This is a genomic window from Bradyrhizobium sp. IC4060 (assembly GCF_020193715.1).
Taxonomy (GTDB): Bacteria; Pseudomonadota; Alphaproteobacteria; order Rhizobiales; family Xanthobacteraceae; genus Bradyrhizobium; species Bradyrhizobium yuanmingense.
In genome coordinates this window covers 12,718-31,552 of sequence record NZ_JADYVJ010000013.1, presented here as the reverse complement: position 1 = coordinate 31,552, position 18,835 = coordinate 12,718, and the positions used below count along the sequence as shown (strand labels likewise).

Below are 18,835 nucleotides of genomic sequence, written 5' to 3'. Positions count from 1 at the left end.
ATCAGCACTATAGTTACGCGATCCGGGAGGCACCCTCATGGCCATGACGATGAACGGCGAAGTCCAGCTTGCAGCGCCGCGCGAGGCCGTGTGGGCCAAGCTCAACGATCCCGAGGTGCTGAAGGCCTGCATCCCCGGCTGCGAGGAGCTGGAGAAGACCGACGACGGCGGCTTCCGCGCGACGGCGAAGATGAAGGTCGGCCCGGTGTCGGCGCGCTTCAAGGGCAAGGTCACGCTGTCCGATCTCGATCCGCCGAACGGCTACAAGATCTCCGGTGAGGGCGAAGGCGGGGTGGCCGGATTCGCCAAGGGCGGTGCGGCCGTCAAGCTCGCCGAGAAGGACGGCGGCACGCTGCTCTCCTACGACGTCGAGGCGCAGATCGGCGGCAAGTTGGCGCAGCTCGGCCAGCGCCTCATCAACGGCGCCGCCAAGAAGCTTGCCGATGAGTTTTTCGCGAACTTCGCCAAGGCCGTACAGGGCTGAAGGTCCAATACCTTTAGGGTAGCGCCTTCGGCATGGCGCCTTGCGCCCGGGGCGATGTTGCCCCGGGGCATAATGGCCCATATGATGGGTTGGAATAATTATAAGAACCGCTTCGACGGGACCCGTCGGGGTGCTGACAGAGAGTGCTTATGGCAAAAATCTCCCTCATCGTGAACGGCAATCCAGTCACCGCCAATGTCGATCCCCGCACGCTCCTGGTGCAATTCCTGCGCGAGAATCTGCGGCTGACCGGCACCCATGTCGGCTGCGACACCTCGCAGTGCGGCGCCTGCGTCGTGCATCTCGACGGCAAGGCCGTGAAGTCCTGCACCACGCTTGCGGTGATGGCCGATGGCCACGAGGTCAAGACGATCGAGGGGCTGGCTGCGGACGGCGCGCCGCTGCATCCGATGCAGGAGGCCTTCCGCGAGCACCATGGCCTGCAGTGCGGCTTCTGCACGCCCGGCATGATCATGACTGCGATCGACATCGTGCACCGCAAGGGCCACGAGCTCGACGACCACACCATTCGCGAGGAGCTCGAAGGCAATCTCTGCCGCTGCACGGGCTACCAGAACATCGTCGCCTCGATCTCTGCCGGCGCGAAGGCGATGGCCAAATCCGACCTCGCGTAACGCGCCTCCCGCGATCAGGACATACAGATGTACGAATTCAAATATCATCGCCCTGGGACCGTTCGCCAGGCGGCCAACCTCCTGGTGAAGAACGAGGACGCCAAGGTGATCGCCGGCGGCCACACGCTGATTCCCGTCATGAAGCAGCGCCTCGCCAGTCCCCCGCATCTGGTCGACCTCTCCCACATCGAGGGGCTCAATGCGATCGAGATGAAGGGCCGCTCGCTCGTGATCGGCGCCACCGCCAAGCATGCCGAGGTCGCGACCTCCGCCATCGTCGGTGAAGCCATTCCGGCGCTGGCGAACCTTGCCGGCGGCATTGGCGATCCCGCCGTGCGTCACAAGGGCACGATCGGCGGCTCGCTCGCCAACAACGATCCGACTGCCGATTATCCGGCCGCGGTGCTCGCGCTCGGGGCCACCATCGTCACCAACAAGCGCCGCCTCAAGGCGGAAGAGTTCTTCCAGGGCCTGTTCACGACCGCGCTCGAAGCGGATGAGATCATCACCAAGGTGATGTTCCCGCTGCCGAAGAAGGCCGCCTATGTCAAGTTCCGCAACCAGGCCTCGCGCTATGCGCTTGTCGGGGTGTTCGTGGCGCGGCGTCCTTCGGACGTGCGCGTTGCCGTCACCGGTGCGGGCTCCGAAGGCGTGTTCCGCGTCACCGCATTCGAGGAAGCCTTGAAGAAGCGCTTCGCCTCGAAGGCGCTGGAGGGCATCGCGGTACCGGCAGAAGGCCTCAACAGCGACATCCACGGCAGCGCCGAATACCGCGCGCATCTCATCGGCGTGCTGACGCGGCGCGCCGTCGACGCCGCCAATGCCAAGGAATGAGCTGACCTCATTCCTCGGTCCAGACCTGTCCCCGGTGAGGGCGTAGCGAGACTGGCTTTTTCATGACTTCAGCGGCCACTTCTTCCGGTGCTTTGCCGGCATCGGTCGATGCGATGCTCGAACTCCTGACGTCGCGCGGCTATCTCGCTGAGCGCTCACTGGCGACGGTGGCGTATCTATCGCTGCGTATGGGCCGACCGCTGTTCCTGGAAGGCGAGGCCGGCGTCGGCAAGACCGAGATCGCTAAGGTGCTCTCGGCGGCGCTGGGGCGGAAGCTGATCCGCCTGCAGTGCTATGAAGGCCTCGACGTCTCCTCCGCGGTGTATGAGTGGAACAGCGCGTCGCAGATGATCGCGATCCGGATGGCGGAAGCCGCCGGCGACACCGATCGCGATCAGCTTTCGAGCGACATCTTCGCCGACCGCTACCTGATCAAGCGGCCGCTGCTCCAGGCGCTGGAGCCTGATGTCGCCGGTCCGCCGGTGCTGCTGATCGACGAGCTCGACCGTGCCGACGAGGCGTTCGAAGCCTACCTGCTCGAGATCCTCAGTGACTTCCAGGTGACCATCCCCGAATTCGGCACCGTGAAGGCGCCGCACCCGCCGATCGTCATCATCACCTCCAACCGCACCCGCGAGATCCACGACGCGCTGAAACGGCGCTGCCTCTATCACTGGGTCGATTATCCCGCCGCCGAGCGCGAGCTCGCGATCGTCAAGACACGTGTGCCCGGCATCTCCGCCAAGCTTTCGCAGCAGGTCGTGCGCTTCGTGCAGGCGCTGCGCAACCAGGACTTCTACAAGTCGCCGGGCGTTGCCGAGACCATCGACTGGGCCACGGCGCTGTCGGAGCTCGATGCCCGCTCGCTGACCCCGCAAGTGGTCGGCGACACGCTGGGCGCGCTGCTCAAGTACCAGGACGACATCACCCGGATGCAGGGCGACACGCTGCAGAAGGTGCTGAAGGACGCGACGAGCGAGAATTGACGCGTCGTAACTAGCTCGTCATTCCGGGGCGCGACGAAGTCGCGAGCCCGGAATCCATCGGGCAGCGGCGACGGTGGATGAATGGATTCCGGGCTCGCGCCAAGTGGCGCGCCCCGGAATGACGGTGCGAGGATAGACCATGGCCATCAACCACCTTGCCCCCGAAAAGAGCGAGCAATTCGCCGACAACATCGTCGGCTTCGCCCGCGCGCTGCGTGCGGCCGGCCTGCCGGTCGGGCCGGGCGCTGTCATCGATGCCATGAGCGCGCTGCAAGTGATCGACATCGGCAGCCGATCCGACGTCTTCACCACGCTGGAGGCGATCTTCGTCAAGCGCCATGAGCATGCGCTGATCTTCAAGCAGGCTTTCAACCTGTTCTTCCGCGCCTCGGAAGAATGGAAGCACATGCTGGATTCGGTGCCGCTGCCGGACGAGGCCAAGAAGAAGCCCCAGGCCGGCGCCCGCCGCGTCCAGGAGGCGATGGCGCAGCCTCGCATGACCGAGACGCCGCAGCACCAGGAGCAGGATCTGCGCCTGTCGGTCTCCGACAAGGAGATCCTGCAGAAGAAGGATTTTGCGCAGATGAGCGCGGCGGAGATCGCCGAGGCGCTCCGTGCCATCGAGCGGATGAGGTTGCCGCAGGCCGAGCTCTTGACGCGCCGGCGCCGGCCCGATGCGCGCGGCCTGCGCCTCGACCTCCGCCGCACGCTGCGCGCCTCCTTGCGCACCGGCGGTGACATCATCGACATTCATCGCCTCGGACGGATCGAGAAGCCGGCGCCGATCGTGGCACTGCTCGACATCTCGGGCTCGATGAGCGAATACACCCGCCTGTTCCTGCATTTCCTGCATGCCATCACGGATGCCCGCAAGCGCGTCTCGGTGTTCCTGTTCGGCACGCGCCTCACCAATGTCAGCCGCGCGCTGCGCCAGCGCGACCCGGACGAGGCGCTGGCGAGCTGCTCGGCCTCGGTCGAGGACTGGGCCGGCGGCACCCGTATCTCGGCCTCGCTGCACAACTTCAACAAATTGTGGGCGCGCCGGGTGCTGAGCCAGGGCGCCATCGTGCTCCTGATCTCCGACGGGCTGGAGCGGGAGGCCGATTCCAAGCTCGCCTTCGAGATGGACCGGCTGCACCGGTCCTGCCGGCGGCTGATCTGGCTGAACCCGCTGCTGCGGTTTGGCGGCTTCGAGGCCAAGGCGCAGGGCATCAAAATGATGCTCCCCCACGTTGACGAATTCCGCCCGGTACATAATTTGAGTTCGATCCAGGAGCTGATCACGACGCTCTCCCAGCCGCTGCCGCCGCATCACCGCAGCCTGATCCGCTCCGCAGCTTGAGAGGCCAGCCATGCTCGATCGCGACGAGGACATCCTGAAGGCGGCGGAGGACTGGCAGAAGGCCGGCCGTGGCGTTGCGCTCGCGACGGTTGTCGAAACCTGGGGCTCGGCGCCGCGCCCGGCGGGCTCCAGCCTCGTCATCAACGACGAAGGCACGTTCCTGGGGTCCGTCTCCGGCGGCTGCGTCGAGGGCGCAGTGGTTACGGAGGCCATGGATGTGATCCAGAGCGGCAAGCCGAAGATGCTGGAATTCGGCGTCGCCGACGAGACCGCCTGGAACGTGGGGCTGTCCTGCGGCGGCACCATCCGCGTCTTCGTCGAGAAGGTCGGCTAGCCGTGAAGCTCCAGATCCTGCACGAACTCAATGCCGAGCGCGCCGCGCGCCGGCCGGTCATTCTGGTGACGGACACCGAGAGCGGCGAGCAGCGGCTGGTGAAGGCGAAGGATTTCGCCGGGGATCCGCTGCGCTCCGAGCTGGAGAAGCAGCTTCGCATGGGCAAGAGCGCCAGCGTCGAGGCCGGCGGCAAGAAGCTGTTTCTCAACGTCTACGCCCCGACGGCAAAGCTCGTCATCATCGGCGCGGTCCATATCAGCCAGGCGCTCGCGCCGCTGGCGCGCTCGCTCGGCTATGACGTCACCGTGGTCGATCCGCGCACGGCCTTTGCAAGCCCCGAGCGCTTCCCCGACATTCCGCTGATCGCCGAATGGCCCGATACTGCGCTGCCGCCGCTCAATGTCGATGCCTACACCGCGTTCGTGGCGGTGACGCACGATCCCAAGATCGACGACCCCGCGCTGCTGCACGCCTTCGAGCGCAACTGCTTCTATATCGGCGCGCTCGGCTCGCGAAAGACGCATGCCAAGCGTGGCGACCGGTTGCGGGCGCAGGGCGCCAAGGAAAGCGACATCGCGCGCATCCACGCGCCCATCGGGCTAGCGATCGGCGCGGTCTCGCCGTCCGAGATCGCGGTGGCGATCATGGCCGAGATCACGGCCGTGCTTCGGCTGCCTCCCAAGGAAAAAGAAGAAGCGGCATGAAGTTCGGCCCGGCGAGCCCCAGGGATGCAATTGGCGGGGTGACCGTCCACACCCTGCGCCAGGGATCGCTGGTGCTGAAGAAGGGCACGACGATCGGACCTGCCGAGGTCGAGGCGCTGGAGCGCGCCGGCATCAAGGACATCGTCGTGGTGCGCATGGAGGCGGGCGACGTCTCCGAGGACGTTGCCGCCGCCAGCATCGCGCTCGCCATCGGCGGCGAGGGCATCCATGTCGAGCGCGCTTTCACCGGCCGTGCCAATCTGTTCGCCGCGCGAGCGGGCGTGCTGGTGATCGATCGCGCCGCGGTCGACCGCATCAACAACATCGACGAAGCCATCACCTTTGCCACGCTCGCCGCCTACAAGCCGGTGGTCGAGGGCGAGATGGTCGGAACCGTCAAGATCATCCCGTTCGGCGTCGAGGCGAGTTTGCGCGATGCCGCGGTGAAGGCGGCGGGCAAGGACGTGCTGAAGGTCGCGCCTTACGTGATCAAGCGCGTCGGCGTGGTCTCGACGCTGCTGCCGGGCCTGTCCACCAAGGTGATCGACAAGACCCTGCGCGTCACTGCCGAACGGCTGGCGCCAGCCGGCGCCAGCATCATCGCCGAGCGCCGGGTCCCGCACGAGGAGCAGGCGCTGTCGGCTGCGATCAAGGAATTGCTCGGCCTGGGCGCCGAGCTCGTGATCGTGTTCGGTGCATCCGCGATCGCTGACCGCCGCGACGTGATTCCGGCGGCCGTCACCGGAATCGGCGGCGAGATCGAGCATTTCGGCATGCCGGTCGACCCCGGAAATCTCCTGCTGATCGCCCGCGCCGGCGAGGTGCCGGTGCTGGGCGCGCCGGGCTGCGCGCGCTCGCCGGTCGAGAACGGTTTTGACTGGGTCGTAATGCGGCTTCTCGCCGGCATCAAGGTGACCCGCTCCGAGCTGATGGGCATGGGCGTCGGCGGCCTCTTGATGGAGATCGTGACGCGGCCGCAGCCGCGCGCCAAGCCGGAGACCGAGGGCAACCGCCAGGTCGCGGCCATCGTGCTCGCGGCGGGACGCTCGACCCGGATGGGCGGGCCGAACAAGCTGCTCGCCGAGCTCGACGGCAAGAAGCTGGTGCGCCTCGCGACCGAGCAGGCGCTGGCCTCTAGGGCATCCGAGGTGATCGTCGTCACCGGCCATCAGGCCGAGCTCGTCGAGCAGGCGCTACAAGGCCTGAAGGTGACATTCGTCCGCAATCCGGACTTCGCCGGCGGCATCGCCAGTTCGGTGAAGGCCGGCATCGCCGCCGTTCCCGAGACCTGCGATGGCGCCGTCGTGTGTCTCGGCGACATGCCGCTGATCGACGCCGGCCTGATCGACAGGCTGATCGACAGTTTCGCGCCCGACCGCGGCAATCTCATCGTCGTTCCCGTCAGCGAGGGCCGCCGCGGCAACCCGGTGCTGTGGTCGCGCCGCTTCTTCAAGGAGTTGATGACGCTCGACGGCGACATCGGCGCGCGGCATCTGATCGCCAAGCACACCGAGGCGGTCGCCGAAGTGCCCGTCGACGGCGAGAGCGCCTTCCTCGACATCGACACGCCGCAGGCGCTGGAGGCGGCACGGCGGGGCTGAAGGTGCGTAGGGCGGATTAGCCGAAGGCGTAATCCGCCGCTGTGTTTCTCCGCGGAAACAAAAGAGGCGGATTACGCTTCGCTAATCCGCCCTACGGGACTACGGCATCCTCCAAGCCTGCCGATTTCAACCACCCGTTCACCATCTGGAAACGACCGCCGCTTAGACTCGCCTCCACCTGCCTTGGGGGGAGGGGTTTTCCATGGCTTCGAACATCGTCGCGCGCCGTTGCGCGATGTTTTTCCTTGCGCTGTCCGTCTTTGCATCCGGCGCGCGCCATACGACAGAAGCCGAGGCCGCCGGCGCCATCGCGGTCGGCAAATGCGGCGCTTATGGCCAGGCCTATGATTATGGCCACGAGCACGAGGCCCGCGCCGCCGCGCAGAAGCAGTGCAAGGGCGATTGCACCACCGTGACGATGAAGCGCGCCTGTGCCGCGATGTCGGTCGATATGACAAATCCCTGCGGCGCCTACGGCTATGCCGTCAAGCCGAACATTTCCGCCTCGCTCAACGCCGCCACGCGTGAATGCTACAAATACGGCGGCAAGGAATGCGTGATCCGCGCCTGGGCCTGTGACGCCAAGGGGTGATTTTCTCTTGCTGTCGTGATCGGGCGTTGCGTAGCATCGCCTCGGGAATGACAGCGGAAGGCATACATGCAGTTCGACACCAAGATCGCGGTCGTGATCCGTACCGATCTTCAGGCCTGGCAGAAGCTGAACGTAGCCTCCTTCCTCACCAGCGGCATCGCCGCGGCCTTTCCGGAATGCATCGGCGAAGCCTATGAGGACGCCTCGGGCACGAAGTATCATGCACTGATCGGCCAACCGATCCTGATCTATGGCGCCGACGGTCCGGCGCTGTCGCGCGCGCTGGACCGCGCGCTCGCCCGCAACGTCAAGGCGGCGGTCTATACCGAAGACATGTTCAAGACGACACATGATGGCGCCAACCGCGAGGCGGTGAGGGCGGTTGCGCGTAGCGACCTCAATCTCGTCGGCATTGCGATGCGCGCCGAGCGGAAGGTGATCGACAAGATCGTCGACGGTCTCAAGTTCCATAGCTGACAGATCGAGAGCACCGCGCGGCGTCATCGGGGTGTCATGATGGACCCGCCATTGCGCAAACATTGTGCTTTTTGACTCTCCTCAAGGGTGCGCCAGGCGGCGTCGCTATTCTGCTTCACAAAGCACAAGGAGCAGACCGATGCCGACCATGAAAGCCGCAATCGTCAAGCAATTCGGCAAGCCGCTGGTGATCGAGGACGTGCCGGTGCCGCAGCCCGGTCCGGGCGAGGTTCTGGTCAAGGTCAAGGCCTGCGGCGTCTGTCACACCGATCTGCACGCCGCCTCCGGCGACTGGCCGGTGAAGCCGGTGCCGCCCTTCATCCCCGGCCATGAAGCCGCCGGCATCGTCGCCGCGCTCGGGCCCGGCGTGAAGAATCTGAAAGTCGGCGATGCCGTCGGCGTCGCCTGGCTGCACGACGCCTGCATGTCGTGCGAATATTGCGAGACCGGCTGGGAGACGCTGTGCGAGCACCAGCACAACACCGGCTACAGCGTCAACGGCGGCTTTGCCGAATATGTCATCGCTTCGGCCGCGTTCGCCGCCAAGCTGCCGGCGACGATCGATTTCGCGGCCATCGCGCCGATCCTCTGCGCTGGGGTCACCACCTACAAGGGATTGAAGGAAACCGAGGCCAAGCCCGGCGAGTGGGTCGTGATCTCCGGAATCGGCGGGCTCGGCCATGTCGCGATCCAATACGCCAAGGCGATGGGGCTGAAGGTCGCCGCGGTTGATATCGCCGAGGACAAGTTGGAGCTGGCGCGTGAAACCGGTGCCGATCTCGCGGTCAACGCGCTGGCGGATGGTGCAGTGGAGAAGGTGCTGACGGCGAGTGGGGGAGGCGCGCATGGCGTGCTGGTGACGGCGGTGTCGACTGCTGCATTCGCTCAGGCGCTCAAGATGGTGCGTCGCAAGGGCACTGTCAGCCTCGTCGGCCTGCCGCCGGGCGAATTCCCGACACCGATCTTCGACGTCGTGCTCAAGCGCATCACCGTGCGCGGCTCCATCGTCGGCACGAGGCGTGACCTCGACGAAGCCATCGCGTTCGCCGCCGACGGCAAGGTCAAGGCCGAGGTGACCAAGGTGCCGCTCGCAGCGATCAACGACGTCTTCGACCGGATGAGGGCCGGCAAGATCGACGGTCGCATGGTGCTGGATTTTGGCTAAAGCGTTTTCGAGCGAAGTGGACACCGGTTCGCGTTAAGAAAACGCGTCAAAACAAGAATCTGGCGCTTTACCCTGGCGGCATGCCGTCGAACTTCACCAGGCCAGGGTCGAGAGGATCCCACTCATGGCCGCGCGCGGCGAAGGTCACCGCCTGCGGCCTGTAACGGGCGGGCTCGTCGAGGCTTGCCGCCCGGATCGTGAACACGTCAGGCTGCGCCGCGAAGGTCATGTAGACAGCTACGCCGCATTGTGTGCAGAAGCCGCGGGTCTTCACCTTGCCGTTGTCGGCGACCATGTCCCAGTGCCTGGCATCGCCCGTCAGCGTGACGCCGGCGCGCGCGAAGGTCGCGTACGAGCCATGGCCGCTGCCGCTTTCCCGCTGGCAGTCGCGGCATTGGCAGTGATTGCTGAAGAGGGGCTCCCCTTCAATCGAATAGCGGATCGCGCCGCAGGCGCAGCCGCCGGTATAGGGCTTCTCCATCGCAATATCTCCCACTCAACCTTCGCCGCTGATCTCGTCGAGCTTGCGAACGACCTTCTTCCAGCCGCCGCTCATCACCGTGTAGGCCGACTCGTTCCTGGGCAGGACGAAGCCCGCATGCACGAGGCGGATCCGCGTGCCGGCTTCGACCGGGGTGAGGGACCAGGTCACGACGGTGTCGAGCGGGGCGCCATAGCCGGTGTTGCGCTCGTCGCCGCCTTTCCAGGCGTAGACGAGGCGGCTGAAAGCCACGACCTCCAGAACCCGGCAATGGATCACGCCGTCCCAGTTGCCCCCCGGGGTGGTCTGGAAGGTGAAGGCCTTGCCTTCGACGGCTTCGAAGCCGGTCGGCTGCATCAGCCAGCGCCCGATCAGCTGTCCGCTGGTCAGCGCCTTCCAGATCGTCTGGGCTGTGTGAGGGAAGACCTCGTCGATGACGATGTCTCTTGTGTCGGCTTTCAACGCGGCAGCACTCACGGGTCGATCTCCTTCAAGAGGTCACGCAGGTTCCGGAAACGCTCGCGCCAGAAGACGCCGTAATGGTCCATCCAGGTGACCAGCGGCTCGAGTCCCTGCGGCGCGGCGCGGTAATAGACGTTGCGGCCCTCGGCGCGCTCGGCGACGAGGCCCGCTTGCTTCAACGATTTCAGGTGTTGCGAGACGGCTCCTTGCGTGACGCCGCTGCCGCGCGTCAGCTCGGCGACGCTGATCTCTTTGCTCTCGAACACACGCTCGAACACGGCGCGGCGGGTCGGATCGGCAAGGGCGCGCATCACGGTGGTGACGGGGTTTGGGGTGGCTTCGATCATGCCATCAAATTAGCGGATACTAATGCATTAGTCAACACTAATCCGTCTGGACAGTCGCCGCCCCCGCGCGCTCTTGACTATGACTGACCAGTCAGTCATATATATCGAATGACGAAGAAGCCGACCAAAGCCGCCTTGCCCTCCGCCGCTCCCACCGGAGCGAACGACCCTGGGACTGCTGGCCCCGATGCAGCGCCTGCCTCGAACCGCGCCTCGCGTGCGGCGGAGCGGCGTGCGGCGATCGTGGAGGCGGCGATGGAGGAGTTCATCGCGCGCGGCTTTGCCGCCACCAGGCTCGACGACATCGCCAAGCGCGCCGGCGTCGCCAAGGGCACGATCTACCTGCACTTCAAGGACAAGGAATCGATGTTCGAGGAGCTGGTGCGCATCGTCATCGTTCCCGTGGTCGCACGGCTGACCACGCTGCCGCCGCCGGCAGGCTCGGTGCGCGACCTCATCGAGACGTTCGCCGGCAACTTCCTGAAGGAGGTGATCGGCACGACACGGGGCGATCTGGTGCGTCTGATCGTGGCGGAGGGGCCGCGCTTTCCGTCCGTCGCCGACTTCTACTACCGCGAGGTGGTCTCGCGCGGGATCACTGCCATGCGCGCGCTGATCGAGCTCGGCATCGCCCGCGGCGAGATCCGGCAGAAGGACCTCGCGCGCTATCCACAGATCCTGGTCGCGCCCGCGATGATCGCCGTGATCTGGCAGAGCCTGTTTGCGCGGCATGCGCCGCTCGACGCGCAGGAGATGCTGCGCGTTCATCTCGATTTGATTTTTGGCGAACGGAGGACGACATGAGGTCGTCGCAAGTGATTTCTTTCTTGGCATTGGTCCTTGTGCTCGCAACCGGGCTTGCCGGGTGCAAGGAGAAGCGCGATCCCGGCTTCCAGGGCTGGGTCGAGGCCGACATGATCTTCGTCAGTCCGGACGAAGCCGGGCGCGTCACCAAGCTCAATGTCCGCGAAGGCGACGAGGTCAAGGTCGGCGATCACCTCTATTCCGTCGATGACGATCTCCAGCTTGCCGACCTCAACCAGCAGAAGGCGACGCTTGCGAATGCGCAGCAGACCTATGACCGTGCGGCCTCGCTGAACAAGACCGGTTCGGGCACGCAGGCCAATCTCGATTCCGCCGTGTCCGCCTTGCGCGTCGCGGAGGCGCGGGTGGCGACCTCGGAGACGCGGATGGCGCGGCGCAAGGGCTTTGCGCCAGTCGCCGGCACCATCCAGCAGATCTATTTCCGCGAAGGCGAGATGGTGGCGGCGCAGCGGCCGGTGCTCTCGATCATGCCGCCCGGCAACATGAAGCTGCGCTTCTTCGTGCCGGAGACCGAGCTGCCGAAGCTCGCGATTGGCGACACGGTGCGTGTCTCCTGTGACAATTGCGCCGCCGACCTCACCGCGAAGATCTACTTCATCGCGACCTCGGCCGAATACACGCCGCCCGTCATCTACAGCCTCGAAGAGCGCAACAAGCTGGTCTATCTGATCCAGGCGCGACCCTCGCGGCCCGATGCCTTGCGCGTCGGACAGCCGATCGACATCCACCTCAATCCCAAAACTCCTGAGACCAAGACACCGGTGGCGGACAAGCGATGAGCAACGGCAACGGCATCGCAATCGACGTCAAGGGCCTGACCAAGTCATTCGGCGGCCGCGAGGTCGTGCACGATCTGTCGATGCAGGTGAAGCGCGGCTCGATCTACGGCTTCCTCGGTCCCAACGGCTCGGGCAAGACCACCACCATCCGCATCCTCTGCGGCCTGCTGACGCCCGACAGCGGCGAGGGCACCTGCCTCGGCTACGACATCCGCCGCGATGCCGAGAAGATCAAGCGCCAGGTCGGCTACATGACCCAGCGCTTCAGCCTGTACCAGGACCTCTCGGTGCGCGAGAACCTCGAATTCGTGGCGCGGCTCTATGGCCTCGCTGACGCGCGCGGCGCCGCGCGCGACATGATCAAGCGGCTCGGGCTCTCGGGGCGGGAGGAGCAGCTCGCCGGCGAGCTCTCGGGCGGCTGGAAGCAGCGGCTGGCGCTCGGGGCCTGCACGCTGCCCAATCCACAATTGTTGCTGCTGGACGAGCCGACCGCCGGCGTCGATCCCAAGGCGCGGCGCGATTTCTGGAACGAGATCCATGCGCTGGCCGCCGAGGGCCTCACGGTGCTGGTCTCGACCCATTACATGGACGAGGCCGAGCGCTGCCACGAGATCGCCTACATCGCATACGGCTATCTGCTGGCGCACGGCACGGTGGAGGAGGTCATCGCGAAATCCGCGCTGACGACCTACACCGTCACGGGCGACGACCTGAACGAGCTTGGCGCGGCGCTCACGGGCAAGCCCGGCATCGACATGGTGGCGCCGTTCGGCACCTCGCTGCATGTTTCCGGCCGCGACGTCCCGGCGCTCGAAGCCAGCATCGCGCCCTGGCGCGAGAGAGGCGGCCTGCACTGGCAGAAGTCCAAGCCCTCGCTCGAAGACGTGTTCATCGAGCTGATGGGACGCTCCAAGGACAATTTCCAATGAGCGCGGTAGAACATCCCGAACCACGGCGCGAAATCCGCGAGCGTTTCGGTTTCCTGCGGCGCTCCTACGCGATGCTGGTCAAGGAGTTCATCCAGCTGAGGCGCGACCGCGTCTCGTTCGCGATGATCGTGATGCTGCCGGTGATGCAGCTGATGCTGTTCGGCTATGCCATCAACACCACGCCGCGTCATCTGCCGAGCGCGGTGCTGCTCCAGGAGGATTCCGATCTCGCCCGCTCGGTGCTGAAGGCGCTGGAGAACACCAAATATTTCCGCTTCCTCTACGAGGTTCACGACGTCGACGATTTCGACAACCTCCTGAAGTCCGGCAAGGTGCTGTTCGGGGTCGAGATCCCGCGCGGCTTCGAGCGGGCGGTGCGGCGCGGCGACAGGCCGGCGCTGCTGGTCGCGGCCGACGCCACCGATCCGGTCGCCGCAAGCGCTGCGCTCGGCTCGCTCGGCATGATCGTGCAGACCGCGCTCGCGCACGATCTCTATATCGGCGAGCCCCCGGAGATGCCGTTCGAGATCCGCGCCCACGCCCGCTACAATCCGGCCGCGAATTCCAGCCTCAATATCGTGCCAGGCCTCGTCGGCACGATCCTCACCATGACCATGCTGATCTTCACCGCGCTCTCGGTCACGCGCGAGGTCGAACGCGGCACCATGGAGAGCCTGTTGTCGATGCCGATCAAGCCGATCGAGGTGATGTTCGGCAAGATCGTGCCCTACGTGCTGGTCGGCTTCGTCCAGGCCTTCCTGATCATCAGCATCGGTGTCGGCCTGTTCGGCGTGCCCGTGCTCGGCAATCTCGTCCTGCTGGCGCTGCTGTCGACGCTGTTCATCACCACCAATCTGGCGGTCGGCTACACCATCTCGACGCTGGTTCAGAACCAGCTCCAGGCCATGCAGATGTCGATGATGTTCTTCCTGCCGAGCATTCTGCTCTCCGGCTTCATGTTCCCGTTCGCAGGCATGCCGGCCTGGGCGCAATATCTCGGCGAATGCCTGCCGCTGACCCATTATTTGCGGATCGTCCGCGCCATCATGCTGAAGGGCGCGACCATGGAGAATTTGCGCTTCGATACGCTGGCTCTGGCGGCCCTGATGCTGCTCGCCATGACCGTCGCGGTGACGCGCTTCCGCCGCACGCTGGATTGAGGCACAATACCCCGGAATCGAGGGGCGGAATGGCCAAGTTTGCGAGCAGGAAGACGCGGCAGCATGCCGTCTTGTCGGAGGACTTCGAGCGCGAGCTGACGCGGGAGGTGCTGCGCACCGAGCTGTTGCGGGTCCGGGCGCTGATCGCGACCGGCTGCGTCATGACGCTGTTCCTCACCGCGATCTATCTGATCGACCCCGCCGTGGTGAACCGGGTCTGGCGCGGCACCGAAGGGTTCGCCGAAGTCTACGGCCTGCTCGTCGGATTCATTTTGTTCGAGGTCTGGGTCCACACCCAGATCAGGAAGAACCTCCGCCTCGATCGCGACGTGCCGGTGGCCAGGCGCTATATCGGCACGCTGATCGAGACGTCGCTGCCAACCGTGATCCTCATCCTGCAGATCCGGACCATGGGCGCGACCCAGGCCCTCGGCTTTGCCGTGCCGCTGATGTATTTCATTTTCGTCATCCTCTCGACGCTGCGGCTCGATTTCTGGCTCTCGACCTTCACCGGCTTCGTCGCTGCTGCCGAGCTGTTCGTGGTCGCACTGGTCTACGATCCCTCGAGCAGCGTCGGCGAGCCCCAGCTCTATTTTCACGCGGTCCGCAGCACCATCATCCTGATCTGCGGCGTGCTCGCCGGCGCCGTCGGCGCGCAATTGCGCCGGCAGTTCGCCGCGAGCATCGCGGCCGCCACCGCGCGTGACCGGGTCACCAATCTGTTCGGCCAGCATGTCTCGCCGCAGGTGGTGGAGCGGCTGATGACGGCGGGAACGGGCGCTAGCGGCGACGTCCGCCGCGTCGCGGTGATGTTCGTCGATTTCCGCGGCTTCACGGCCGGTGCGCAGTCGCGCAGTCCGCAGGAGGTGGTCGACCGGCTCGACGGCGCCTTCGCCGTCCTGGTCGACATTCTCGACCGCCAAGGCGGTATTGTGAACAAGTTTCTCGGTGACGGTTTCCTCGCGCTGTTCGGCGCGCCGCTGGAAGCATCCGATGCCGCGTACCGCGCGGTCGCCGCCGGCCGCGAGATGCTCCGGGCAATGGACCGCATCAACGCAGAGAGCAGCTGGCCGCTGCGGATCGGCATTGGCATCCATTTCGGCGAGGTCGTCGCCGGCAATATCGGCTCGCCCCGGCGCAAGGAATACACGGTCATCGGCGATACCGTGAACTTCGCCTCGCGACTCGAGGCGCTGAACAAGGATTTCGGCTCGCAGCTCTTGATCTCGGCGTCCGTGCGCGAGGCGCTGGGAGCCGACGGCAGCGATGCCGTCGCGCTCGGCGAGGTCGAGGTGCGCGGCTACGAGCAGAAAGTACCGGTGTTTCAGCTGGGGTAATGTGCATCACACATCGGCGCGCGCAGTTCACTTTCATCCAAGCGATTGCTCCGATTGCACTCGATTTTGGGGCATGACGAGCGATGTTTTCGGCTTGTAGAGTGCTGCGCGATGCGGCCGGTCGCGGCCGCGACTTGCATGCGGAAGTGACGATGCAGCGCCGCTACATCACCGTCGACGTGTTCACCGACCGCACCTTCGGCGGCAACCAGCTCGCTGTGGTGCTCGATGCCGGCGGGCTGACGACGCAGCAGATGCAGGCGATCGCGACCGAGTTCAATTATTCCGAGACCACTTTCGTGCTGCCGCCGCGCGACAGGGCCAACGACGCCGAGGTGCGCATCTTCACGCCGGTGCAGGAGATCGCCTTTGCGGGCCATCCCAATGTCGGCACCGCCTTCGTGCTGGCCTCGATGGCGAAGGAGCCGAAGCCACGCCTGCTGTTCGAGGAGAAGGCCGGGTTGGTCCCGGTCGAGATCGTGCGAGAGCAGGGCAGGGTGATCAGAACCGAGCTCACCGCGCCGCAGCCGCTGCAGCGGCTCTCAACGCTGTCAACAGCGGAAGCCGCGAGCTGCATCTCGCTCGTTGCCGACGACATCAAGACCGACAATCACGAGCCGCAGATTGTCACCGTCGGAAACGCGTTTCTGGTGATGGAGCTGCATTCGCGCGAGGCGCTGAAGCGGGCCCGGCCCGATGCTGCGGCCTTTGGCAAGGTCCTGCCGCGCGATGGTGCCCGCGCGGTGTGGTTCTATACGCGCGATGTGCCGGCGGCGGAGGCGCCTTGCGAGCGACAGGCGCGCATGTTCATGCGCGGTGCCAGCGGCCTCGTCGAGGATCCCGCCACCGGCAGCGCCACGGTTGCCGCCGCCGCGCTGTTCGCCGATCTCGATCCCGCGCGCGATTGTGAGCTCAAGCTCACACTCGGCCAGGGTTTTGACATGGGTCGTCCAAGCATCCTCTCGACCCGCGTACGCAAGCAGGACGGCAAAATTGTATCCGCTCACATCGGCGGCGCTTGCGTGCAGATGATGGAGGGGACGTTCCGGCTGGCGGGGGAGGGGTAACTTGTCATTCCGGGGCGCGCGTAGCGCGAACCCGGAATCCATCTAGCCGCAGTGTTGGTGGAGGAATGGATTCTCAGGTGCGCAATTGCGCACCATAGTTCGCGCCAAGAGGCGCGCCCCGGAATGACGGCTGTGGCTACACCTGCCGCCCCGCCAAATTCTTCACCGCAACCCCATCGCGCTCCTCGATGATCTCCGCGATCATCTGGCGGTGGCAGTGGGTGTGGTCGCGCTCGTAGCAGAGCAGGCACACCGGGCCGGCCTTTTTCACCAGCGCAGAAAGCTCGTCCATCTCTTCTTTCGCCTGCGGCGTCTTCAGGTGCTTGGAGAAGATCATCTCCAGCACGTCGTATTGACCGCTGCGGGCGGCGAGGCGGCCTTCCTTCGGCGTGCCGAGCGCGGCGAGATGGACATAGCCGATGCCGCGCTCGTCGAGGCCCGCCGCAAGCTGCTTCTTGGAAAAGCCCGGCCGACGCGACGACGTCACCGCGCGCACGTCGACCACGAGCTTGACGCCGGCCTGTTCCAGCTCGTCCAGCACGGCCTTCGGCGGCGTCTGCTCATAGCCGATGGTGAAGAGCTTCTTCGCCTTTGCCATGGGACCCTCAACTCACCCGTGCGATCAGTTCCATGGCGCCGTGCGGTGCGCGCACCTTGCCCTCGTGGATGACGTAAGCGAACACGTCGCGCGGCTCCTTCTTCGGCTTGGCCTTGTCAACCTTCGGGAGATCGTCGGGTTCGCCGCCCGAAGCCCAGGCTTGAAAGCGCTGGGCCCAGGCATCGAGCTGCTTCGGCGGATAGCAGGTCTTGATCTCGTCATTGCCCTTCTGCAGCCGCGCATAGACGAAATCGCCGGCGACATCTGCGATGGCGGGATATTTGCCGTGCTCGGCGAAAACCACGGGCGTCTCGAACTCGCGGATCAGCGCCACGAAGTCCGGCGTGCAGAAGCTGTCATGGCGCACTTCCACGACATGGCGCAGCGCGCGCCCCTCGAGCTTGCGCGGCAACAGCTCCAGGAACTTGCCGAAATCGGCGCCATCGAACTTCTTCGTCGGCGCAAACTGCCACAGCACCGGCCCGAGATGATCGCCGAGTTCCAGCACGCCGGAATCGTAGAACCGCTTGATGGAATCGCCGGCCTCCGCGAGCACGCGGCGATTGGTCGCGAAGCGCGGTCCCTTCACCGAGAACACGAAACCGTCGGGCACCTCGCTCGCCCATTTGCGAAAGCTCTCCGGCTTCTGCGAGCCGTAATAGGTGCCGTTGATTTCGATCGAGGTCAGCTTCGAGGCGGCATAGGACAGCTCCTTCGCCTGCGCGAGCTTCTCCGGATAGAACACGCCGCGCCAGGGCTCGAAGGTCCAGCCGCCGATACCGATGAAGATGTTGCCGGATTTTTTGGACGCAGTTTTTGCTTTGGCCACGGGAGGATCTCGCATCGACGGGGAGGGATCTCATCCTAATCAAACCAGATGTGATTGGCCAGTTGGCCGGTCCGGTCTAAGCTCGCGACGGGCCCGCGAAGAAGGAGAACAAGATGCGGATGCTGCTGGTGGGGGGCGCGCTCGTCATGATGACATCTGCTGCCATGACAAGTTCTGCCGTGGCGGATGACGACGACACGAAGGGCGCGCAGAAGCTCGCTCAGCAGGGCCGCGACGACTATTGGCATTGCCTCGCGCGGGAATATTCGCGCGAGTCCAATCAGGGCCTGTCGGAGCAGGATTTCGGCCGCTCGGTTGCCGGAGCCTGTCCGTCGGAGCGGCAATATTACCGGGTCACGCTGCTCGATTATCTCACCACGCAATATCCTGATATCGATGCCGGCGCTCATCTCGCCACCGCGAACAGAGCGGTGGAGGCGGCGCAGAAGGACATCGTGATGGCCTTCGTCAAGCACCGGCCGCCCCAGAAGTAGGGGAGTGGCGAATCGCGAATAGGGCGACAAGGCAGGCCATGCTCATTCGCCACTCGCCATTCGCGGTTCGCCCTGGGCCTTCCAGTCGCGCGCTCATCCATGGTATCAGTGAGCCCGTCTGGAGCAGGAACTTGCATGTCGTCTGAGTCGGTGGGTGGCATTCTGGGGGCGATCGTCGCGGCGGTCGTCCTTGCGGTTGCCGTCGTGTTCGGGCCGATCGGCCAGTACGGCAAGCCGCCCAAGCCGGCGAAGGCCGAGCCGGCGGCGGCGGCACCCGCAGCCCCGGTCGCGCCCGCGCCGCGCGGGCCGGTCATCCGGGAAGTGCCCAACCAATAGGGTTTGAAAATCGGATTTCCGCCCCCTTGCGGAACGC

The 18,835-nt window shown here is 65.3% G+C and carries 24 protein-coding genes; 19 read left to right on the top strand and 5 right to left on the bottom strand.

The window, feature by feature from the left end:
- Positions 1–37 precede the first annotated feature (37 nt).
- From I6F16_RS30745 to adhP, 11 genes are all read left to right on the top strand, one after another.
- The gene (locus I6F16_RS30745; RefSeq protein ID WP_036012850.1) at positions 38–484 is read left to right on the top strand and encodes a carbon monoxide dehydrogenase subunit G; all 447 of its coding nucleotides are present in this window, start codon (positions 38–40) and stop codon (positions 482–484) included.
- A 149-nt stretch (positions 485–633) separates the two neighbouring features.
- Entirely contained in the window at positions 634–1,119 is a 486-nt protein-coding gene (locus I6F16_RS30740; protein ID WP_014494194.1) for a (2Fe-2S)-binding protein, read from the top strand.
- A 27-nt stretch (positions 1,120–1,146) separates the two neighbouring features.
- A complete protein-coding gene (locus I6F16_RS30735; protein ID WP_036012847.1) occupies positions 1,147–1,953 on the top strand; it encodes a xanthine dehydrogenase family protein subunit M in 807 nt (268 codons plus the stop codon).
- 62 nt (positions 1,954–2,015) lie between these two features.
- Entirely contained in the window at positions 2,016–2,939 is a 924-nt protein-coding gene (locus I6F16_RS30730) for a MoxR family ATPase (RefSeq protein ID WP_036012845.1), read from the top strand.
- A gap of 139 nt (positions 2,940–3,078) precedes the next feature.
- A complete protein-coding gene (locus I6F16_RS30725) occupies positions 3,079–4,281 on the top strand; it encodes a VWA domain-containing protein (protein WP_036012843.1) in 1,203 nt (400 codons plus the stop codon).
- Positions 4,282–4,291: 10 nt separating this feature from the next.
- Entirely contained in the window at positions 4,292–4,615 is a 324-nt protein-coding gene (locus I6F16_RS30720; protein ID WP_025037240.1) for an XdhC family protein, read from the top strand.
- Positions 4,616–4,617: 2 nt separating this feature from the next.
- On the top strand, positions 4,618–5,319 hold the full coding sequence (locus I6F16_RS30715) for an XdhC family protein (protein WP_036012841.1): 702 nt from the start codon (positions 4,618–4,620) through the stop codon (positions 5,317–5,319).
- The gene (locus tag I6F16_RS30710; protein WP_036027785.1) at positions 5,316–6,920 is read left to right on the top strand and encodes a molybdopterin-binding/glycosyltransferase family 2 protein; all 1,605 of its coding nucleotides are present in this window, start codon (positions 5,316–5,318) and stop codon (positions 6,918–6,920) included. Before I6F16_RS30715 ends, I6F16_RS30710 begins: the two co-directional genes overlap by 4 nt.
- Positions 6,921–7,122: 202 nt before the next feature.
- Positions 7,123–7,512: a DUF4189 domain-containing protein gene (locus I6F16_RS30705; RefSeq protein ID WP_036012830.1), complete on the top strand. Its 390-nt coding sequence runs from the start codon at positions 7,123–7,125 to the stop codon at positions 7,510–7,512.
- Between the two features lie 66 nt (positions 7,513–7,578).
- Positions 7,579–7,989 (top strand): DUF2000 family protein, encoded by a 411-nt coding sequence (locus I6F16_RS30700; RefSeq protein WP_036012829.1) that lies wholly within the window; start codon positions 7,579–7,581, stop codon positions 7,987–7,989.
- Positions 7,990–8,128: 139 nt separating this feature from the next.
- Positions 8,129–9,154, top strand: a complete 1,026-nt coding sequence (gene adhP / locus I6F16_RS30695) for an alcohol dehydrogenase AdhP (protein WP_036027781.1) — start codon at positions 8,129–8,131, stop codon at positions 9,152–9,154.
- A 67-nt stretch (positions 9,155–9,221) separates the two neighbouring features.
- On the opposite strand, the gene I6F16_RS30690 is transcribed toward adhP, so the two are convergent.
- The 3 genes from I6F16_RS30690 to I6F16_RS30680 are packed head-to-tail and all read right to left on the bottom strand — an operon-like array spanning position 9,222 to position 10,444.
- Positions 9,222–9,635, bottom strand: a complete 414-nt coding sequence (locus tag I6F16_RS30690) for a GFA family protein (protein ID WP_036012827.1) — start codon at positions 9,633–9,635, stop codon at positions 9,222–9,224.
- A gap of 15 nt (positions 9,636–9,650) precedes the next feature.
- Positions 9,651–10,112 (bottom strand): SRPBCC domain-containing protein, encoded by a 462-nt coding sequence (locus I6F16_RS30685; protein WP_036027779.1) that lies wholly within the window; start codon positions 10,110–10,112, stop codon positions 9,651–9,653.
- Complete coding sequence (locus I6F16_RS30680; RefSeq protein ID WP_036012825.1) at positions 10,109–10,444, bottom strand: metalloregulator ArsR/SmtB family transcription factor; 336 nt, start codon at positions 10,442–10,444, stop codon at positions 10,109–10,111. Before I6F16_RS30680 ends, I6F16_RS30685 begins: the two co-directional genes overlap by 4 nt.
- 108 nt (positions 10,445–10,552) lie before the next feature.
- Here I6F16_RS30680 and I6F16_RS30675 point away from each other — a divergent pair, with 108 nt between their 5' ends.
- The 6 genes from I6F16_RS30675 (at position 10,553) to I6F16_RS30650 (ending at position 16,541) form a co-directional block, all read left to right on the top strand.
- Positions 10,553–11,248 carry a TetR/AcrR family transcriptional regulator gene (locus I6F16_RS30675; protein WP_225174261.1) on the top strand — a complete coding sequence of 232 codons (696 nt, stop codon included), beginning with the start codon at positions 10,553–10,555 and terminating at the stop codon, positions 11,246–11,248.
- Positions 11,245–12,048, top strand: coding sequence for an efflux RND transporter periplasmic adaptor subunit (locus I6F16_RS30670; RefSeq protein ID WP_036027776.1), 804 nt, complete (start codon positions 11,245–11,247; stop codon positions 12,046–12,048). Before I6F16_RS30675 ends, I6F16_RS30670 begins: the two co-directional genes overlap by 4 nt.
- A complete protein-coding gene (locus tag I6F16_RS30665; RefSeq protein WP_036027774.1) occupies positions 12,045–12,977 on the top strand; it encodes an ABC transporter ATP-binding protein in 933 nt (310 codons plus the stop codon). The genes I6F16_RS30670 and I6F16_RS30665 overlap by 4 nt, the downstream gene beginning before the upstream one ends.
- Positions 12,974–14,137, top strand: a complete 1,164-nt coding sequence (locus tag I6F16_RS30660; protein WP_036027772.1) for an ABC transporter permease — start codon at positions 12,974–12,976, stop codon at positions 14,135–14,137. Before I6F16_RS30665 ends, I6F16_RS30660 begins: the two co-directional genes overlap by 4 nt.
- A 29-nt stretch (positions 14,138–14,166) precedes the next feature.
- Positions 14,167–15,474, top strand: coding sequence for an adenylate/guanylate cyclase domain-containing protein (locus tag I6F16_RS30655; protein ID WP_225174260.1), 1,308 nt, complete (start codon positions 14,167–14,169; stop codon positions 15,472–15,474).
- Positions 15,475–15,626: 152 nt separating this feature from the next.
- Positions 15,627–16,541 (top strand): PhzF family phenazine biosynthesis protein, encoded by a 915-nt coding sequence (locus I6F16_RS30650; RefSeq protein ID WP_225174259.1) that lies wholly within the window; start codon positions 15,627–15,629, stop codon positions 16,539–16,541.
- Between the two features lie 136 nt (positions 16,542–16,677).
- Here the strand turns inward: I6F16_RS30650 and I6F16_RS30645 are convergent, their stop codons facing one another.
- Positions 16,678–17,139, bottom strand: coding sequence for a DUF488 domain-containing protein (locus I6F16_RS30645; RefSeq protein ID WP_225174258.1), 462 nt, complete (start codon positions 17,137–17,139; stop codon positions 16,678–16,680).
- Positions 17,140–17,146: 7 nt separating this feature from the next.
- On the bottom strand, positions 17,147–17,983 hold the full coding sequence (locus I6F16_RS30640; RefSeq protein ID WP_225174257.1) for a DUF72 domain-containing protein: 837 nt from the start codon (positions 17,981–17,983) through the stop codon (positions 17,147–17,149).
- Between the two features lie 98 nt (positions 17,984–18,081).
- On the opposite strand from I6F16_RS30640, the gene I6F16_RS30635 reads away from it, so the two are divergent.
- Together I6F16_RS30635 and I6F16_RS30630 are read left to right on the top strand one after the other, a co-directional pair.
- Complete coding sequence (locus tag I6F16_RS30635; RefSeq protein WP_036012816.1) at positions 18,082–18,462, top strand: hypothetical protein; 381 nt, start codon at positions 18,082–18,084, stop codon at positions 18,460–18,462.
- A gap of 135 nt (positions 18,463–18,597) precedes the next feature.
- Positions 18,598–18,798, top strand: a complete 201-nt coding sequence (locus I6F16_RS30630; protein WP_036027765.1) for a hypothetical protein — start codon at positions 18,598–18,600, stop codon at positions 18,796–18,798.
- Positions 18,799–18,835: the final 37 nt, after the last annotated feature.

Excerpts from the sequence above, each read along its gene's own strand:
- I6F16_RS30745 (WP_036012850.1), top strand. The coding sequence starts at position 38 with ATGGCCATGACGATGAACGGCGAAGTCCAGCTTGCAGCGCCGCGCGAG.
- I6F16_RS30740 (WP_014494194.1), top strand. The coding sequence starts at position 634 with ATGGCAAAAATCTCCCTCATCGTGAACGGCAATCCAGTCACCGCCAAT.
- I6F16_RS30735 (WP_036012847.1), top strand. The coding sequence starts at position 1,147 with ATGTACGAATTCAAATATCATCGCCCTGGGACCGTTCGCCAGGCGGCC.
- I6F16_RS30730 (WP_036012845.1), top strand. The coding sequence starts at position 2,016 with ATGACTTCAGCGGCCACTTCTTCCGGTGCTTTGCCGGCATCGGTCGAT.
- I6F16_RS30725 (WP_036012843.1), top strand. The coding sequence starts at position 3,079 with ATGGCCATCAACCACCTTGCCCCCGAAAAGAGCGAGCAATTCGCCGAC.
- I6F16_RS30720 (WP_025037240.1), top strand. The coding sequence starts at position 4,292 with ATGCTCGATCGCGACGAGGACATCCTGAAGGCGGCGGAGGACTGGCAG.
- I6F16_RS30710 (WP_036027785.1), top strand. The coding sequence starts at position 5,316 with ATGAAGTTCGGCCCGGCGAGCCCCAGGGATGCAATTGGCGGGGTGACC.
- I6F16_RS30705 (WP_036012830.1), top strand. The coding sequence starts at position 7,123 with ATGGCTTCGAACATCGTCGCGCGCCGTTGCGCGATGTTTTTCCTTGCG.
- I6F16_RS30700 (WP_036012829.1), top strand. The coding sequence starts at position 7,579 with ATGCAGTTCGACACCAAGATCGCGGTCGTGATCCGTACCGATCTTCAG.
- adhP (WP_036027781.1), top strand. The coding sequence starts at position 8,129 with ATGCCGACCATGAAAGCCGCAATCGTCAAGCAATTCGGCAAGCCGCTG.
- I6F16_RS30690 (WP_036012827.1), bottom strand. The coding sequence starts at position 9,635 with ATGGAGAAGCCCTATACCGGCGGCTGCGCCTGCGGCGCGATCCGCTAT.
- I6F16_RS30680 (WP_036012825.1), bottom strand. The coding sequence starts at position 10,444 with ATGATCGAAGCCACCCCAAACCCCGTCACCACCGTGATGCGCGCCCTT.
- I6F16_RS30675 (WP_225174261.1), top strand. The coding sequence starts at position 10,553 with ATGACGAAGAAGCCGACCAAAGCCGCCTTGCCCTCCGCCGCTCCCACC.
- I6F16_RS30670 (WP_036027776.1), top strand. The coding sequence starts at position 11,245 with ATGAGGTCGTCGCAAGTGATTTCTTTCTTGGCATTGGTCCTTGTGCTC.
- I6F16_RS30665 (WP_036027774.1), top strand. The coding sequence starts at position 12,045 with ATGAGCAACGGCAACGGCATCGCAATCGACGTCAAGGGCCTGACCAAG.
- I6F16_RS30660 (WP_036027772.1), top strand. The coding sequence starts at position 12,974 with ATGAGCGCGGTAGAACATCCCGAACCACGGCGCGAAATCCGCGAGCGT.
- I6F16_RS30655 (WP_225174260.1), top strand. The coding sequence starts at position 14,167 with ATGGCCAAGTTTGCGAGCAGGAAGACGCGGCAGCATGCCGTCTTGTCG.
- I6F16_RS30650 (WP_225174259.1), top strand. The coding sequence starts at position 15,627 with ATGCAGCGCCGCTACATCACCGTCGACGTGTTCACCGACCGCACCTTC.
- I6F16_RS30645 (WP_225174258.1), bottom strand. The coding sequence starts at position 17,139 with ATGGCAAAGGCGAAGAAGCTCTTCACCATCGGCTATGAGCAGACGCCG.
- I6F16_RS30640 (WP_225174257.1), bottom strand. The coding sequence starts at position 17,983 with ATGCGAGATCCTCCCGTGGCCAAAGCAAAAACTGCGTCCAAAAAATCC.
- I6F16_RS30635 (WP_036012816.1), top strand. The coding sequence starts at position 18,082 with ATGCGGATGCTGCTGGTGGGGGGCGCGCTCGTCATGATGACATCTGCT.
- I6F16_RS30630 (WP_036027765.1), top strand. The coding sequence starts at position 18,598 with ATGTCGTCTGAGTCGGTGGGTGGCATTCTGGGGGCGATCGTCGCGGCG.